This is a genomic window from Aliiroseovarius marinus, from assembly GCF_050881025.1.
Taxonomy (GTDB): Bacteria; Pseudomonadota; Alphaproteobacteria; order Rhodobacterales; family Rhodobacteraceae; genus Aliiroseovarius; species Aliiroseovarius marinus_A.
The window spans coordinates 71,426-85,601 of the sequence record NZ_JBNNXQ010000004.1 but is presented as its reverse complement, the minus strand read 5'-3'; the positions used below and the strand labels follow the sequence as shown (position 1 = coordinate 85,601).

The 14,176-nt window shown below is 60.8% G+C and carries 14 protein-coding genes; 11 read left to right on the top strand and 3 right to left on the bottom strand.

Features of this window, described 5'->3' with window-relative positions:
- Positions 1-25 precede the first annotated feature (25 nt).
- Entirely contained in the window at positions 26-1,201 is a 1,176-nt protein-coding gene (locus ACRY08_RS13045) for an acetyl-CoA C-acyltransferase family protein (protein ID WP_432450391.1), read from the top strand.
- A 50-nt stretch (positions 1,202-1,251) separates the two neighbouring features.
- Here the strand turns inward: ACRY08_RS13045 and hemC are convergent, their stop codons facing one another.
- Positions 1,252-2,208 (bottom strand): hydroxymethylbilane synthase, encoded by a 957-nt coding sequence (gene hemC / locus ACRY08_RS13040; protein WP_432450390.1) that lies wholly within the window; start codon positions 2,206-2,208, stop codon positions 1,252-1,254.
- Positions 2,209-2,322: 114 nt separating this feature from the next.
- Between hemC and hemE the strand changes: the two genes are divergently transcribed.
- Together hemE and ACRY08_RS13030 are read left to right on the top strand one after the other, a co-directional pair.
- Positions 2,323-3,357: a uroporphyrinogen decarboxylase gene (gene hemE / locus ACRY08_RS13035; RefSeq protein ID WP_432450389.1), complete on the top strand. Its 1,035-nt coding sequence runs from the start codon at positions 2,323-2,325 to the stop codon at positions 3,355-3,357.
- 77 nt (positions 3,358-3,434) lie between these two features.
- Positions 3,435-4,622 carry an MFS transporter gene (locus ACRY08_RS13030; RefSeq protein ID WP_432450388.1) on the top strand — a complete coding sequence of 396 codons (1,188 nt, stop codon included), beginning with the start codon at positions 3,435-3,437 and terminating at the stop codon, positions 4,620-4,622.
- A gap of 109 nt (positions 4,623-4,731) precedes the next feature.
- On the opposite strand, the gene ACRY08_RS13025 is transcribed toward ACRY08_RS13030, so the two are convergent.
- A complete protein-coding gene (locus ACRY08_RS13025; protein WP_432450387.1) occupies positions 4,732-6,048 on the bottom strand; it encodes a DEAD/DEAH box helicase in 1,317 nt (438 codons plus the stop codon).
- A 355-nt stretch (positions 6,049-6,403) separates the two neighbouring features.
- Here ACRY08_RS13025 and ACRY08_RS13020 point away from each other — a divergent pair, with 355 nt between their 5' ends.
- From ACRY08_RS13020 to ACRY08_RS13005, 4 genes are all read left to right on the top strand, one after another.
- Entirely contained in the window at positions 6,404-7,426 is a 1,023-nt protein-coding gene (locus ACRY08_RS13020; RefSeq protein WP_432450386.1) for an aspartate-semialdehyde dehydrogenase, read from the top strand.
- A gap of 276 nt (positions 7,427-7,702) precedes the next feature.
- Positions 7,703-8,083, top strand: coding sequence for a hypothetical protein (locus ACRY08_RS13015; protein ID WP_432450385.1), 381 nt, complete (start codon positions 7,703-7,705; stop codon positions 8,081-8,083).
- A 65-nt stretch (positions 8,084-8,148) separates the two neighbouring features.
- Positions 8,149-9,528: a leucyl aminopeptidase family protein gene (locus ACRY08_RS13010; RefSeq protein ID WP_432450384.1), complete on the top strand. Its 1,380-nt coding sequence runs from the start codon at positions 8,149-8,151 to the stop codon at positions 9,526-9,528.
- An 11-nt stretch (positions 9,529-9,539) separates the two neighbouring features.
- On the top strand, positions 9,540-10,388 hold the full coding sequence (locus ACRY08_RS13005) for an NlpC/P60 family protein (protein WP_432450383.1): 849 nt from the start codon (positions 9,540-9,542) through the stop codon (positions 10,386-10,388).
- A gap of 2 nt (positions 10,389-10,390) precedes the next feature.
- Here the strand turns inward: ACRY08_RS13005 and ACRY08_RS13000 are convergent, their stop codons facing one another.
- Complete coding sequence (locus tag ACRY08_RS13000; RefSeq protein ID WP_432450382.1) at positions 10,391-10,738, bottom strand: DUF2794 domain-containing protein; 348 nt, start codon at positions 10,736-10,738, stop codon at positions 10,391-10,393.
- Positions 10,739-11,152: 414 nt separating this feature from the next.
- Between ACRY08_RS13000 and paaI the strand changes: the two genes are divergently transcribed.
- The 4 genes from paaI to ACRY08_RS12980 all read left to right on the top strand — a co-directional run bounded on the left by paaI (position 11,153) and on the right by ACRY08_RS12980 (position 14,142).
- On the top strand, positions 11,153-11,587 hold the full coding sequence (gene paaI, locus ACRY08_RS12995; RefSeq protein WP_432450381.1) for a hydroxyphenylacetyl-CoA thioesterase PaaI: 435 nt from the start codon (positions 11,153-11,155) through the stop codon (positions 11,585-11,587).
- A 42-nt stretch (positions 11,588-11,629) separates the two neighbouring features.
- A complete protein-coding gene (gene paaK, locus ACRY08_RS12990; RefSeq protein ID WP_432450380.1) occupies positions 11,630-12,937 on the top strand; it encodes a phenylacetate--CoA ligase PaaK in 1,308 nt (435 codons plus the stop codon).
- Positions 12,938-12,940: 3 nt separating this feature from the next.
- Positions 12,941-13,519, top strand: coding sequence for a TetR/AcrR family transcriptional regulator (locus ACRY08_RS12985; protein WP_432450379.1), 579 nt, complete (start codon positions 12,941-12,943; stop codon positions 13,517-13,519).
- 167 nt (positions 13,520-13,686) lie between these two features.
- Positions 13,687-14,142 (top strand): c-type cytochrome, encoded by a 456-nt coding sequence (locus ACRY08_RS12980; protein ID WP_432450378.1) that lies wholly within the window; start codon positions 13,687-13,689, stop codon positions 14,140-14,142.
- Positions 14,143-14,176: the final 34 nt, after the last annotated feature.

Genomic DNA, 14,176 nt, shown 5'->3' with positions numbered 1-14,176 from the left:
CCGCAACCGAAAAAGGGAGCATTCTATGTCCGATATTGTCATTCTCGACGGCGCACGCACAGCCATTGGCGGCTTTGGCGGCAGTCTGGCGGCCATTCCACCCAGCGCATTGGGGGCGACGGTCACCCGCGAAGCCATGGCGCGCGCGGGCGTGGACGCGGGTCAGGTCGGGCAGGTTGTCTTTGGCCATGTGATCAACACGGAACCACGCGACATGTATCTGTCACGGGTGGCGATGATCGAAGCAGGCATCCCCGACACAACACCCGCAATGAACGTGAACCGCCTGTGTGGATCGGGGCTGCAAGCGGTGATCTCTGCCACCCAAAGCCTGATGCTGGGCGACGCGGATTTCGCCGTGGCCGGGGGCGCTGAAAGCATGAGCCGCGCGCCTTACATCCTGCCACAGGCCCGCTGGGGTCAGAAGATGGGCGATACCGGCGCGCAAGACATGATGCTGGGCGCGCTGAACTGCCCCTTTGGCACCGGACATATGGGCATCACCGCCGAAAACGTGGCCACTGAACATGATGTCAGCCGCGCCGATCAGGATGCTTTTGCGCTGGAAAGTCAGGCCCGCGCTGCCAAGGCCATCGAGGCTGGGTATTTCGACAGCCAGATCGTGCCCATCGAGGTAAAACAACGCCGCGAAACGGTCGCATTTGCCCGCGACGAGCATCCCAAGCCAACGACGGCAGAGGCATTGGCCGGGCTGCGCACGGCGTTCCAGAAAGATGGCACTGTCACGGCGGGCAATGCGTCGGGCATCAATGACGGTGCCGCCGCCATGGTGCTGGCGCGTGCAGATGCCGCCGAGGCCGCCGGGTTGAAACCCAAAGCGCGGATCATTGGCTATGGTCTGGCTGGCGTGCGTCCCGAGGTTATGGGCATCGGCCCTGTGCCTGCCGTGGAAAACCTGCTGGCCAAAACCGGGCTTACCGTGGGCGATTTTGACATGATCGAATCGAACGAAGCCTTCGCCGCACAGGCCATCGCCGTGAACAAAGGGCTGGGGCTGGACACGGCCAAGGTCAACCCGAACGGTGGCGCGATTGCATTGGGCCATCCGGTGGGCGCGACGGGTGCCATCATCACCATCAAGGCGCTTTATGAACTGGAACGCATCGGGGGATCAAAAGCACTGATCACCATGTGCATCGGCGGCGGTCAGGGCATCGCATTGGCCATCGAGCGCCTGTAAGCTCTGCACGCAAAAAGAAAGAAGGCCCGGTCGAAACGCCGGGCCTTTTCTTATTTCCAGTCGAAGAAGTCGTCGTCGACTTGCGACAAGAGTTTCTCGGCCAAGCTCCGGCCCAGCGCGGGGCCCTCTGCAATCGGCCCCGAAATCTGGTCCGCCACGCTTTCTGACCCATCCGTGCGCAGGATTTCCCCGCGCAGGGTCAAGGTGTCGCCATCCAGTGTTGCCAGCCCCGCAATCGGTGTCTCGCAGGACCCATCCAGCGCGCCCAGGAAAGCGCGTTCGGCGGCCAGACGTTGGCCGGTCTCAAGGTCGTGGATCGCGTCCAGCATGTCCTTGGCGCGGGCGTCATCGGCGCGGCGCTCGATCCCGATGGCACCCTGCGCCACGGCGTTCAGCATATCCTCGGTCGGGATGGCGGTTGCCGGCACATCATCCATGCCCAGCCGGTTCAGACCGGCCATGGCCAGGAAGGTCGCCTCGGCCAGCTCATCACCCAGTTTTTTCAGGCGCGTCTGCACGTTGCCACGGAACTCGACAATCTGCAGGTCAGGCCGACGGTTCAGAAGCTGCGATTTTCGCCGCAGGGACGAGGTGCCCACCACCGCGCCTTCGGGCAGGTCGGCGATGGATTTATATTTCAGCGAGACAAAAGCATCACGCGTGTCTTCGCGCGGCAGATAGCACTCCAAGACCAGCCCCTCGGGCTGTTCAACTGGCATGTCTTTCATCGAATGCACCGCAATGTCGATGCGGCCATCCAGCATCGCTTCCTCGATCTCCTTGGTAAAGAGCCCCTTGTTGCCGATCTCTTTCAACGCGCGATCGGCATCGATCATGGATCGGTCATCGCCGGTCGTGTGAATCACGACAATCTCGAACGCGGCCTCGGGCAGATCGAAAGCAGCCATCAGGCGACGGCGTGTTTCATAAGCCTGCGCAAGCGCCAGCGGGCTGCCACGGGTGCCGATATTCAGCGGGGCGTCGGGGGTCGGAAGCGTGTAAGTCATGGCTTTCCTTTACGCCGGAAGGCCCGGCCTGTCCATGCCTGCGGCATCCCCGCCGCTTGACATCCTGTCGCGGCTCTGGGACCACGCGGGGGAACGAATTGAAAGGCCCGCCCTATGACCCAGCAAAAGACCATCCTGCGTGCGCTTGCCGGTGAGACGCTTCCGACACCGCCGATCTGGATGATGCGTCAGGCCGGGCGCTATCTGCCCGAATACCGCGCCACCCGCGCCGAGGCAGGCGATTTTCTGAAGCTTTGCTATAATTCCGAACTGGCGGCCGAGGTCACATTGCAGCCCATTCGCCGCTATGGGTTTGATGCAGCAATCCTGTTTGCCGACATCCTTTTGTTGCCGCAGGCCTTGGGAGCGGATCTGTGGTTCGTGACCGGCGAAGGGCCGCGGCTGTCCACGATCACCCAACAGGCCGATTTCGACAAGCTGTCGGGCAAGGATGACATCCACGAGACGCTGAACCCGATCTACGAGACCGTGCGCATTCTGCGCCGCGAGCTGCCTGAAGAGACCACTCTGATCGGCTTTGCCGGCATGCCATGGACCGTCGCGACCTATATGATCGCAGGGCAAGGCACCAAGGATCAGGGGCCTGCCCATGCGCTGAAAGCCGAGAACCGCCCGCTGTTCGAAGCCGTCATGGATCGCCTGACCGAAGGCACGATTGAATATCTCTCGAAACAGATCGAAGCGGGTGCCGAGGTGGTGAAGCTGTTTGACAGCTGGGCGGGATCGCTGAAGGGCGAGGATTTCCAGAAATACGCGGTGGAACCTGCGCGTGTGATCACGTCTGAGCTGAAGAAACGTCACCCCGGCATTCCGGTCATCGGCTTCCCGCGCGAAGCAGGCGAAGGCTATGTCGGCTTTGCCAAGGCAACCGGCGTGGATTGCGTGGCGCTGGACAACTCGGTCAGCCCGGAATGGGCCGCGGACAGTGTTCAGGTTGATGGCTGCGTGCAAGGCAATCTGAAATCCAGCCACATGGTCACCGGCGGTCAGGCTTTGGTTGATGAAACCCGTGCCATTGTCGAGGCCTTCAAAAAAGGCCCGCATATCTTCAACCTCGGTCACGGCATCACGCCTGATGCTGATCCTGAGAATGTGCAGCTGATGATCGATACGGTTCGGGGCGGCTGAACAGGTAGAACGACAAGCCCGCTTGCCAAACCTCCCATCTGCGTGTCTTCTGCGCAGGTTGTCGTAAGGAGACCACCATGCGGATTGGCATCATCACCTTGATTCTCGCTTACGTGTTAAGCCAGTTCTACCGCGCCTTTCTGGCGGTCATGACGCCTGCCTTGAAGCTGGACCTTGGGGCCACGCCCGAGGATCTGGCGCGCGCTTCGGGGGCGTGGTTTCTGGTCTTTGCGCTCATGCAGATCCCTGTTGGCTGGGCGCTGGACAACATTGGCCCGCGCAAGGTGGCGGCCGGATTGCTGGCCGTTGGCGGGGCCGGAGGGGCCGCGCTTTTCGCCATGGCCAGCACGCCCGATCACATTCTTTACGCAATGGTGCTGATCGGAATTGGCTGTTCACCGGTGCTGATGGCCAGCTACTTCATCTTTGCCCGCATGTATTCGCCAAAGGTTTTTGGCACTTTGGCCGGCATGGTGATTGGCATCGGCTCACTGGGCAATATCGCGGGCGCGCTGCCCATGGCGCTGGCGGTCGAGCAATTTGGCTGGCGGGCCTGCCTTTGGGCCTTGGCCGCTGTGACATTGGTCGTCGCCGCGCTGATCATGATCGCGGTGGACAACCCGCCCAAAGCCACGTCGGAGGATGGGGCGCAGAAAGGCTCGGTGCTCGATCTTCTGAAAATGCCCGCGCTTTGGGCGATTTTCCCGATCATGTTCGTGAACTACACGGCCGCCGCTGGCCTTCGGGGCAGCTGGGCCGGGCCTTACCTGCGCGACGTTTACGGGCTGGGCACCACGGGCATTGGCTGGGCCACGATGGCCATCGCCTTGGCGATGGTGATTGGCAGCTTTGCCTATGGCCCGTTGGATCGTGTCTTTGGGACACGGAAATGGGTGATCTTCTTTGGAAACCTGATCGCCGTTGGATTGGTCTTCCTGCTTTGGGCAGCACCTGACGCGGGCGTTTGGCGCGTATCGCTGACCATGGCCGCCATTGGCCTCTTTGCCGCGAGCTTCCCTTTGATCATGGCGCACGCGCGCAGCTTCTATCCGCCCCACTTGGTCGGGCGCGGCGTTACGCTTTTGAACATGTTCGGGATCGGTGGCGTGGGCATTTTCCAGTATGCCTCGGCAAGCGTGTTCAGGTCCGCGCAAGGACCTGATGTGGCGATCACGGCCCCTTATCAGGCCGTGTTCCTGTTCTTCGCGGTGCCGGGTTTGATCGGCTGCCTGCTTTATCTGTTCAGCCAGGACCGCACCGATTAAAGCGCTTCGGGATAAACTTGAGGCACATGTTTATCCCGAAACGCCCACGACATTGATATCTCTTACCGCGCTTCGGTTTTCCCCTGTCTCAGGTTAAAACCGAAACGCTTTAAGCCGACTTCTTGGGGCGACGCCGACGACGTTTGCCAGCACCCGCATTCGGGTTGCCAGAGGGCTTGCCCCCCTGCCCCCCTGCCGCGCGCGGTTTGCGCCCGCCGCCACCACCTGCGCCAGCACCGCCGCCGCCACGACGGCCTCCACCGCCCTGACCTCGCTGAGGACGTTTTTCCTCGGCCGGGCGTTTGCCGCCCAGCACAGGGATTTCGATTTTCATGACCTTCTCGATGTCGCGAAGCAGGCCCAGCTCAACGCCGGAGACAAAAGAAATCGCGTCTCCATCCGCCCCCGCACGCGCGGTGCGGCCAATGCGGTGCACGTAGTTATCGGCGACCTCGGGCAGGTCGAAGTTGTAGACATGGCTGACGCCCGGAATGTCGATCCCGCGCGCGGCGACGTCGGTGGCCACGAGAATACGTGCCTCGCCCGCGCGGAAGGCCGCAAGCGCGCGGTCACGTTGCCCCTGGCTTTTGTTGCCGTGGATCGAAACCGCCTTGAACCCTTTGGTCACAAGGTGCTTCATCAGCTTCTCAGCGCCATGTTTGGTGCGCGAGAACACGAGCGACAGCGCCTCTTCATCATGGCTCAGAAGATCAATCAAGCGGGTGATCTTGGCGTTGCGATCAGGGCAATAGTAAAGCCCTTGCGTGACCTTATCGGCGGCCTTGCCCGGAGGCGACACCTGCACGCGGGCCGGATCGCTCAGATAGGCTTTTGACAGCTCGGCCATCAGCTTGGGCATGGTGGCCGAAAACAGCATGGTCTGGCGCGGTGTGCCCAGCTCGGGCGCAATGCGGCGCAGCGCATGGATGAACCCCATGTCCAGCATCTGGTCAGCTTCGTCCAGCACAAGAAAGGTCGCCGTGTCCAAACGGATCGAGCCGCGGTCCATCAGGTCGATCAGGCGGCCCGGCGTGGCAACCAGAATGTCGATGCCATTCGCCAGCATGCTGATCTGTTTGTTGATCGACACGCCACCCACAACGGTGCGCACTTTCAGATGCGTGCCCTGCACATAAGCGCGCAGGTTGTCGGCGATCTGATTGACCAGCTCGCGGGTGGGGGCCAGCACAAGCGCCTTGACCGATTTCGGCTGTCGCTTGTCATGATTGCTAAGAAGCTGGTGGATCAGCGGCAAACCAAAGGCGGCCGTTTTGCCGGTGCCGGTCTGGGCCAGCCCCATCACGTCGCGGCCCTCCAGAACCAGCGGAATGGCTTGAACCTGAATAGGGGTCGGAGTGTCGTAACCAGCCTCGGTCACGGCCGCGACCAATTTCGGGTCCAGCCCGAGATCTGCAAAATTCGTCATCCTCGTCTTTCTGGCACACGCATGGGTGCACCGCTGTCACGCGGGTGGGGCATCTACGCCCATCGCTTAGGTTTGCGGTGGATGCTCGCACAAAGGCCGAATGCCCAAGCGCCGATCTGACCGCCAGAACCCCGCGTGATTTGGGAACTTGTAGAAAGGACTGTCTGCCTCACATCTGGGGCGGGTCGCTCACGCGTCGACCGGACAGTTGATGCGCGTATCACAGCCAAAACCACACAAGTCAACGACAAATGATGGCAAAACGCCGGGAAAGGCCTTTTCTGCAACGCGGAATTGATCTAAGGAACCCTCCGTCTTTGGGTGGTTCAAAGACGAGACAAAATAGGAGGCCGTAATGGGCTATAAAGTCGCCGTCGTGGGCGCCACGGGTAATGTGGGCCGCGAAATGCTGAACATCCTGGCGGAACGCCAGTTTCCTGTAGACGAGATTGCCGCGCTTGCATCGCGCCGTTCGCTCGGTACTGAAGTCAGCTTTGGTGACAAGACCCTGACCACCCAGGATCTGGACACCTTCGACTTCACCGGCTGGGACATGGCGCTGTTTGCCGTGGGTTCAGAAGCCACCAAGCAATACGCGCCGAAAGCGGCTGCGGCTGGCTGTGTGGTGATCGATAACTCGTCGCTTTATCGCTACGACCCCGACATCCCGCTGATCGTTCCGGAAGTAAACCCGGACGCGATCCACGGCTATAAGAACAAGAACATCATCGCGAACCCCAACTGCTCGACCGCGCAGATGGTTGTGGCGCTGAAGCCCCTGCATGACCGCGCCAAGATCAAGCGCGTTGTCGTGTCGACCTACCAGTCGGTGTCGGGCTCGGGCAAAGACGCGATTGACGAGCTGTGGAACCAGACCAAGGGCATGTATGTGCCGGGTCAGGAGGTCGCGCCGAAGGTCTACCCCAAGCAGATCGCCTTCAACGTGATCCCGCATATCGACGTCTTCATGGACTCGGGCGACACGAAAGAAGAATGGAAGATGATCGCCGAGACGAAGAAAATTGTCGATCCGTCGATCAAGGTCACCGCCACCTGCGTGCGCGTGCCGGTCTTCGTTGGCCACTCGGAATCGATCAACATCGAAACCGAGGAGTTCCTGGACGAAGACGAAGCCCGCGACATCCTGCGCCAGTCCCCCGGCCTTCTGGTCGTGGATAAGCGCGAAGATGGTGGCTATGTCACCCCGGTCGAATGCGTGGGCGATTTCGCCACTTTCATCAGCCGCATCCGTCAGGACGTGACGATCGAGAACGGCCTGAACATGTGGTGTGTCTCGGACAACCTGCGCAAGGGTGCGGCCCTGAACGCCGTTCAGATCGCCGAGCTTCTGGGCCGTGAGGTTCTGAAAAAGGGCTGATCTCACCCAATGGACATGACGAAGGGCGGGGCCATCCGGCACCCGCCCTTTTTATTTTTTTGAACTGAACACCTGATCAGACAGGAGCCCAGGCAAGGGGCGTATGTGGTCAATGCTTCCGTCCGATCTTACGTCCCGTTTCTGTAGATAATTTGAGCGCAATTCGAGCTATTTCAGCACCCGCAATATACCTTTTCTTGAGGCTGATTGATCATGCTGCTGGGCAACGGTTCCGGAAGCGGGACATGAAATATGGGTGAAAATGAGGGTGCTAAGGTGAGCATGATCGACCAATTGAAACATGCGGAAGCGGTCCGGCTGGATCGCGACCAGTTGGAAACGCTGTTTGTGCAAATGGGGCCGCAGCGGGCGGACAAGGAAATCAACCAGTCGCTGGAGGATTTGGCCGTCGCACTGGCGCGCGTGCAAAAGGCCAATCAACGCGGTGAAATCGAAGACATGCAGGCGGGCGTGCGCGACTTGATCCGCGTGGCCCAGAAAGTTGGCATGGTCACGCTGGCTCGTGTGGCGCGCGACGTGCTTGACCTGTCAAAGGGTACGGATGGCGTTGCGTTTGCGGCCTGCCTGGCGCGGCTGGAACGGATCGGCGAAGGCAGCCTGATCGCGGTCTGGGACTTGCAGGACATGACACTTTGAAAAGCCGATTGCAGTGCACAGGGAAGCAGGTAGTCTGAGGGCAATTTTCTGAACCCGAGGCCCTCATGACCCTGCGCTTTGCTCCCCGCTCGTCCGACTGCTTACCCCTTTATCTCGTTGAGAAATCTGACGCCGCGCTGGACGCGCTGCCAGAAACCGCGCGCGCATGGGCCACGCGCATGGGCTTTACCGGCGCGCTTGGCGCCTGCCTTGTGGTACCGGGCGCCGATGGGGCGCCCGAAGCTGCATTGGTGGGCTATGGCACAGCGGAAAGCCGCCTTCGCAAGCGATTTGGCGCGGCGGCTGCGCGATCGAAACTGCCCGAAGGCACTTATGAGCTGGCAACAGGCCTTGATCGCGACGCCCTTGCAGAATTTGCCCTTGGTTGGCTTTTGGAAGGGTATCGGTTTGAGCGCTATGCCAAGCAATCCAAGCCCAAAGCGCAGCTGGTTGCCCCGGACGGTCTCGACGCCACGCAATGCGAGATCATCGCCGCGGGCGAGGCTTTGACCCGTGATCTGATCAACACCCCGGCCGAAGACATGGGCCCGGATGAGCTGGAGGCCGCCGCACGCGCATTGGCCGACAGCCACAAGGCTGACATCACGGTGACAACGGGTCCGGCGCTTTTGACCGACAACCACCCGATGATCCACGCCGTAGGCCGGGCGGCAGAGCGTGCCCCCCGGCTGATCGACATGCGCTGGGGCGACAGCGGCCCGACCCTGACGCTTGTGGGCAAGGGCGTGTGTTTTGACACGGGCGGTCTGAACCTGAAGCCCGGCGGCTCCATGGCCTTGATGAAAAAGGATATGGGCGGGGCCGCCACCGTGTTGGGACTGGCGCAGATGATCATGAGCCTGGGCCTGAAGCTGCGCCTGCGTGTTCTGATCCCTACCGTGGAAAACGCCGTGTCCGGCAATGCGTTTCGCCCTGGCGACATCCTGACATCCCGCAAGGGGCTGACGGTCGAGATCAACAACACAGATGCTGAAGGCCGCCTAGTGCTGGCCGACGCGCTGGCACTGGCGGACGAGGAAACCCCCGACCTGATCATCTCGATGGCGACGCTGACAGGGGCCGCACGGGTTGCGGTTGGCCCGGACCTGTCACCTTTTTATGCCCGCCAGCCCGCAGATGCCGATGCCGTCCGCAAGGGCGCACGCGCCGCTGCCGACCCGGTCTGGGAGATGCCCCTATGGGCGCCCTATGAGGCGATGATCGAACCGGGCATCGCGGATCTGGACAATGCGCCAAAGGGCGGTTTTGCAGGATCGATCACAGCCGCGCTTTTCCTCAATCGCTTTGTCACCGAAACCCCACGCTATATGCATTTCGACATCTACGGCTGGAACCCAACCGCCGCCCCCGCCCGTCCGAAAGGCGGCGTCGGCATGGGTGCCCGCGCGCTTCTGGACGCGCTGCCTGAGCTCTTGGACCTGTGAAGGATCAACCCATGGACCGCCGCCTGACCCCCGCCAACGAACATGTCGCGCATGAAAGCTTGCGCGGCGTGGTCGACGCCCCGCGCTATACCAGCGGCACGTTGAAACAGGTGGTGGGCACCGCTTTTTTGCTGGATGCGCGCGGCGGCAGGCGGGATCGGCAGCTTTTGACCGGCGATGCGTTCACAGTGCTCGATGGCGATCAGAGCATGGTGTTCGGCCAGTCGCATAAAGACGGCTATGTTGGCTATCTGGACGCCTGGTGTCTGGCAGAACCGCAAGAGCTGACCCATCGGGTCACACGCCGAACGACGCTTTTGTATCCCGAACCGGACTTCAAACGACCTCATCGCGAAATCCTGCATTTCAACAGCCATGTGCGGGTGTTGAACAGCGACGGCAAATGGGCCGAGGTCGAATTGCCCGAAACGCCGATGACCGCTGCGCGGCGCGGGTTTTTGCCAGCCGCGCATCTTTGCCCCAAGAACCAGTTTGCCGATGACCCCGCAGCCCTTGCCGGACAGTTCATCGACACGCCTTACCTTTGGGCCGGGAATGCCGGTCTGGGCATCGATTGCTCGGGCCTTGTGCAGGCCGCGCTTCTGGCGTGTGGCATCGACTGCCCGGGTGACAGCGATCTGCAGGAAGCGTCGCTTGGAACGGACATTCCCGAAGGTGAACCGCTGCAACGCAATGATCTGCTATTTTGGAAAGGCCATGTGGCGATGGTGGTGGACGCGACGCGCATCATTCACGCCAATGCGCACCACATGTCCGTGGTCTATGAAGACACCGATGCCGCGATTGACCGCATCAAAGCTCAAGGCGATGGCCCTGTAACAGCTCGCAAGAGGCTCTAGGCTCAGTCGACCGAGCGGATCAGCTTGCGTTCCAGAACGCGCAGCACATTTTTCAGATCGCTGCCCCGTTTCAAAATGCGCCCATCCATACCGATGACCGAATATTGCCCCTGCCGAAGACGCAGCTTCGGGCGTTTCTCGATCCGGTAAATCGGGTGCTCGGCGGTGCGGCGAAATACGGAAAACACGGCCACTTCATTCAGAAAACTCAGCCCGTAATCGCGCCACTCACCAGCAGACACCATCCGGCCGTAAAGCCCCATGATCGTGCCCAGCTCCACCCGGTTGAACGCAACCTGCTCGGTTGGTTTGCCTGCCCCGGTCGGGGCTGTCGGTTGTTGCATGTTCATGCCCTCATGCTGCAACCCAATGGGGAACAAATCAATCCCTGCCCCAATTTTGCCTTAAAAACTGACCAAAAGTTTCACGCGCCGTCCCTTTTGGCGCCCGAATGCAGGGTGATAACCGATCCTGTAGCGAGCGAAAGCTCACCCGGTGCCGCGCTTAACAGCCCCCACCCAGTATGCGGCACCGGGGCTACCTGGATTTACATGGGGGCTGGCACATCTTAACCGACCAGACCGCTCAACACTGTTGACCGATCGGTCGGTTTTGTGCATCCTACCCGGAACAAGCCAAAGCGTTTCAGCGTTAACCCAAGACGGGGGAACGTCGAAACGCGGCAAGATACGTCAATGAAGCGGGCGTTTCGCGACAAACCAGTGCGCAGGTTTATCTTGGAACGCTTTCGGGGGGAGATGCGCGTGACGCCGCAAGACATTGCCGAAAAAAGTGCCGCCTGCATGTGGGCGGATGATCCGGCCAGCCAGGAGCTGGGCATGAAGATCGAGACCATCGAACCGGGCCACGCGGTCATGTCCATGGTGGTGCGCAAAGATATGGTGAACGGGCATGGTATCTGCCATGGCGGGTTTTCCTTCACCCTTGCCGACAGCGCCTTTGCCTTTGCCTGCAACAGCTACAACCTGCGTGTCGTTGGCCAGCATTGTCAGGTCACCTACCTGACCCCTGGCAAACTGGGCGAACGCCTGACCGCCACGGCGACCGAGGTCAGCCGCACTGGCCGCTCGGGCATCTACGATGTGCGTGTGACCGGCGAAGATGGCCGCGACGTGCTTATTTTCCGCGGCCATTCACGGCAGGTGTCCGGCACGCATTTTGACCAAAACGACGAATAAGACGACTGATGACAGGCGGGCCCGGCCCGCCGGAGGAGAGATATGAAAGACCTGACCCCACGCCGCGAAGACCTTGATCCGATCGAAATCGCCTCGCGCGATGAAATTGCCGCCACCCAGCTGGAGCGGATGAAGTGGTCCCTGAAACACGCCTATGACAACGTGCCCTTTTACAAAAAGAGCTTTGATGATGCCGGCGTTCACCCCGATGACCTGAAAAGCCTGTCGGATCTGGCCAAGTTTCCGTTCACGGTGAAACAGGACCTGCGCGACAATTATCCCTTCGGCCTGTTCGCCGTCCCGCGTGAGGAAATCGCCCGTGTGCATGCCAGTTCCGGCACCACGGGCCAGCCGACCGTTGTGGGCTATACCAAAAATGACCTGGCCATGTGGGGAAGTGTGGTCGCGCGCTGCATGCGGGCGTCGGGTCTGCGCAAGGGTGACGTACTGCACAACGCCTATGGCTATGGGCTGTTCACCGGCGGGCTTGGCGTGCATGGCGGCGCCGAGGCAGCCGGGCTGACCGTTGTGCCCGTGTCGGGCGGCATGACCCAGCGCCAGGTGCGCCTGATCGAAGACTTCCGCGCCGATGGCATCACCGTGACGCCGTCCTATGCGCTGTCCATTCTTGATGAATATGCCAAGCAGGGTCTGGATCCACGCGAAAGCCCCCTGAAGGTGGGTATCTTCGGGGCCGAACCCTGGACCAACAACATGCGCCGCGAGATCGAAGAGGCCTTCGACATGCATGCTGTTGATATCTATGGGCTTTCCGAAGTGATTGGACCCGGCGTCGCAAATGAATGCGTCGAGACCAAGGACGGGCTGCACATCTGGGAAGACCATTTCTATCCCGAGATCATCAACCCCGACACCGGCGAAGTGGTCGAGGATGGCGAGCTGGGCGAGCTGGTCTTTACCTCGCTGACCAAGGAAGGCTTCCCGATCATCCGCTACCGCACCCGCGACCTGACGCGGCTTTTGCCGGGCACCGCGCGCTCGATGCGGCGCATGGAAAAGATCACTGGCCGCTCGGACGATATGATCATCCTGCGTGGCGTGAACGTCTTCCCGACCCAGATCGAAGAACAGCTGATGGACGTACCCACCCTGAGCCCGCATTTCCAGATCGAACTGGTGCGCCCGGGCCGCATGGACGAAATGCATGTGCATGTGGAAATGGCCGAAGGTCAGTCGCAAGAAGGTGCCGAAGCCGCCGCCCGCGCCCTGTCTGCCAAGATCAAATCCAATGTCGGCGTCAGCGCCAAGGTGCATGTCGCAGATGGCGGCAAGGTTGCACGAAGCGAGGGTAAGGCTGTAAGGGTCGTCGACAACCGGCCAAAGGAGTAACCCATGCCGCGAGGAATAGCCCGCGATCATGAAGAAAAACGCGCTGCCATCCGCAAGGGGGCAGCAGCCTATTTCGCAGAACACGGGTTCGACCGGGCCTCGATGACGGCGGCGGCGAAGCATTGCGGCGTGTCAAAGGCGCTGATCTATCACTACTACGACAGCAAAGAAGCCCTGCTTTACGACATACTCGACAACCACCTGTCCGGGCTGGTTGCCGAGGTTGAAGCCGCACCGGAAACGGACGGGCTGCGCGGGCTCGTGCGGGCCATTCTGATGGCCTACAAGGGTGCCGATGCCGAACACAAACTGCAGCTGGACAGCCTGCATGTGCTGGAACCGGACCAACAGACGCCGCTGGTCGACCTGCAGCGCAGATTGATTGACATGATGGGGGCCGCTTTGAAGACAGAAGCCCCCGGCGCCTTCGAAGACCCGGTGCGACTGCGCGCGGTGACGATGTCGGTTTTTGGCATCCTGAACTGGTACTATATGTGGAACCGCCCCGGCAAAGGTCTGGACCGCGAGGAATACGCGGATCTTGTCTCCAACATGATCATTGGCGGGCTGCCTGCTCTATAACCCCATCGGCATCATGCCCATTATCCCCTTTTGAAAGGCTGTTTGGGAGTGATGTGAGCGCACTGAGCGGCGGCCAAGACTTGCGCTTCACGAGGCTGTGACTTTCAGGTCGACAAAAACCGCCTACACTTGAGGCCGCGAAAGACCCGCGCTTGAAAGGAATACGTATGAAACCTGCACGCAACCTCGCAATTGCCTGCCTGACCAGCCTTGCCTGTCTTGCGCTGCCCGGCACGCTCGTCGCGCATGAGAACGCCAAGAACCCGGCCGTGATCAAACGCATGGATGCCATGGAAGCCATTGGGGACGCCATGAAGGTTCTGGCCGGCATGGCGAAAGGCGAGTTGGATTTTGACGCCCAGAAAACACAAGCCGCCTTTGCGGTGATTGCCGAGAAAGGCACGCTGGTGCCCGCGCTTTTTGAAGCCGAGGAAACCGACCCGGTGACCGAAGCCCTGCCGGCAATCTGGAAGAACTGGGATGATTTCGTGCAGAAATCCGACGCCATGGTATCGGCGGCCAGATCGGTTGGAACGGTGACGGATCAGTCAGCCCTTGGTGGCGCGCTTGGCCAGGTGGGTGCCACCTGCAAAGGCTGCCACAAAGACTATCGCAAGAAGTAAACTTGATGGAACCGACCTGATATGGGAGGCGTCG

Excerpts from the sequence above, each read along its gene's own strand:
- ACRY08_RS12980 (WP_432450378.1), top strand. The coding sequence starts at position 13,687 with ATGAAACCTGCACGCAACCTCGCAATTGCCTGCCTGACCAGCCTTGCC.
- hemC (WP_432450390.1), bottom strand. The coding sequence starts at position 2,208 with ATGACTTACACGCTTCCGACCCCCGACGCCCCGCTGAATATCGGCACC.
- ACRY08_RS13020 (WP_432450386.1), top strand. The coding sequence starts at position 6,404 with ATGGGCTATAAAGTCGCCGTCGTGGGCGCCACGGGTAATGTGGGCCGC.
- ACRY08_RS13045 (WP_432450391.1), top strand. The coding sequence starts at position 26 with ATGTCCGATATTGTCATTCTCGACGGCGCACGCACAGCCATTGGCGGC.
- ACRY08_RS13005 (WP_432450383.1), top strand. The coding sequence starts at position 9,540 with ATGGACCGCCGCCTGACCCCCGCCAACGAACATGTCGCGCATGAAAGC.
- hemE (WP_432450389.1), top strand. The coding sequence starts at position 2,323 with ATGACCCAGCAAAAGACCATCCTGCGTGCGCTTGCCGGTGAGACGCTT.
- ACRY08_RS13010 (WP_432450384.1), top strand. The coding sequence starts at position 8,149 with ATGACCCTGCGCTTTGCTCCCCGCTCGTCCGACTGCTTACCCCTTTAT.
- paaK (WP_432450380.1), top strand. The coding sequence starts at position 11,630 with ATGAAAGACCTGACCCCACGCCGCGAAGACCTTGATCCGATCGAAATC.
- ACRY08_RS13025 (WP_432450387.1), bottom strand. The coding sequence starts at position 6,048 with ATGACGAATTTTGCAGATCTCGGGCTGGACCCGAAATTGGTCGCGGCC.
- ACRY08_RS13000 (WP_432450382.1), bottom strand. The coding sequence starts at position 10,738 with ATGAACATGCAACAACCGACAGCCCCGACCGGGGCAGGCAAACCAACC.
- ACRY08_RS13030 (WP_432450388.1), top strand. The coding sequence starts at position 3,435 with ATGCGGATTGGCATCATCACCTTGATTCTCGCTTACGTGTTAAGCCAG.
- ACRY08_RS12985 (WP_432450379.1), top strand. The coding sequence starts at position 12,941 with ATGCCGCGAGGAATAGCCCGCGATCATGAAGAAAAACGCGCTGCCATC.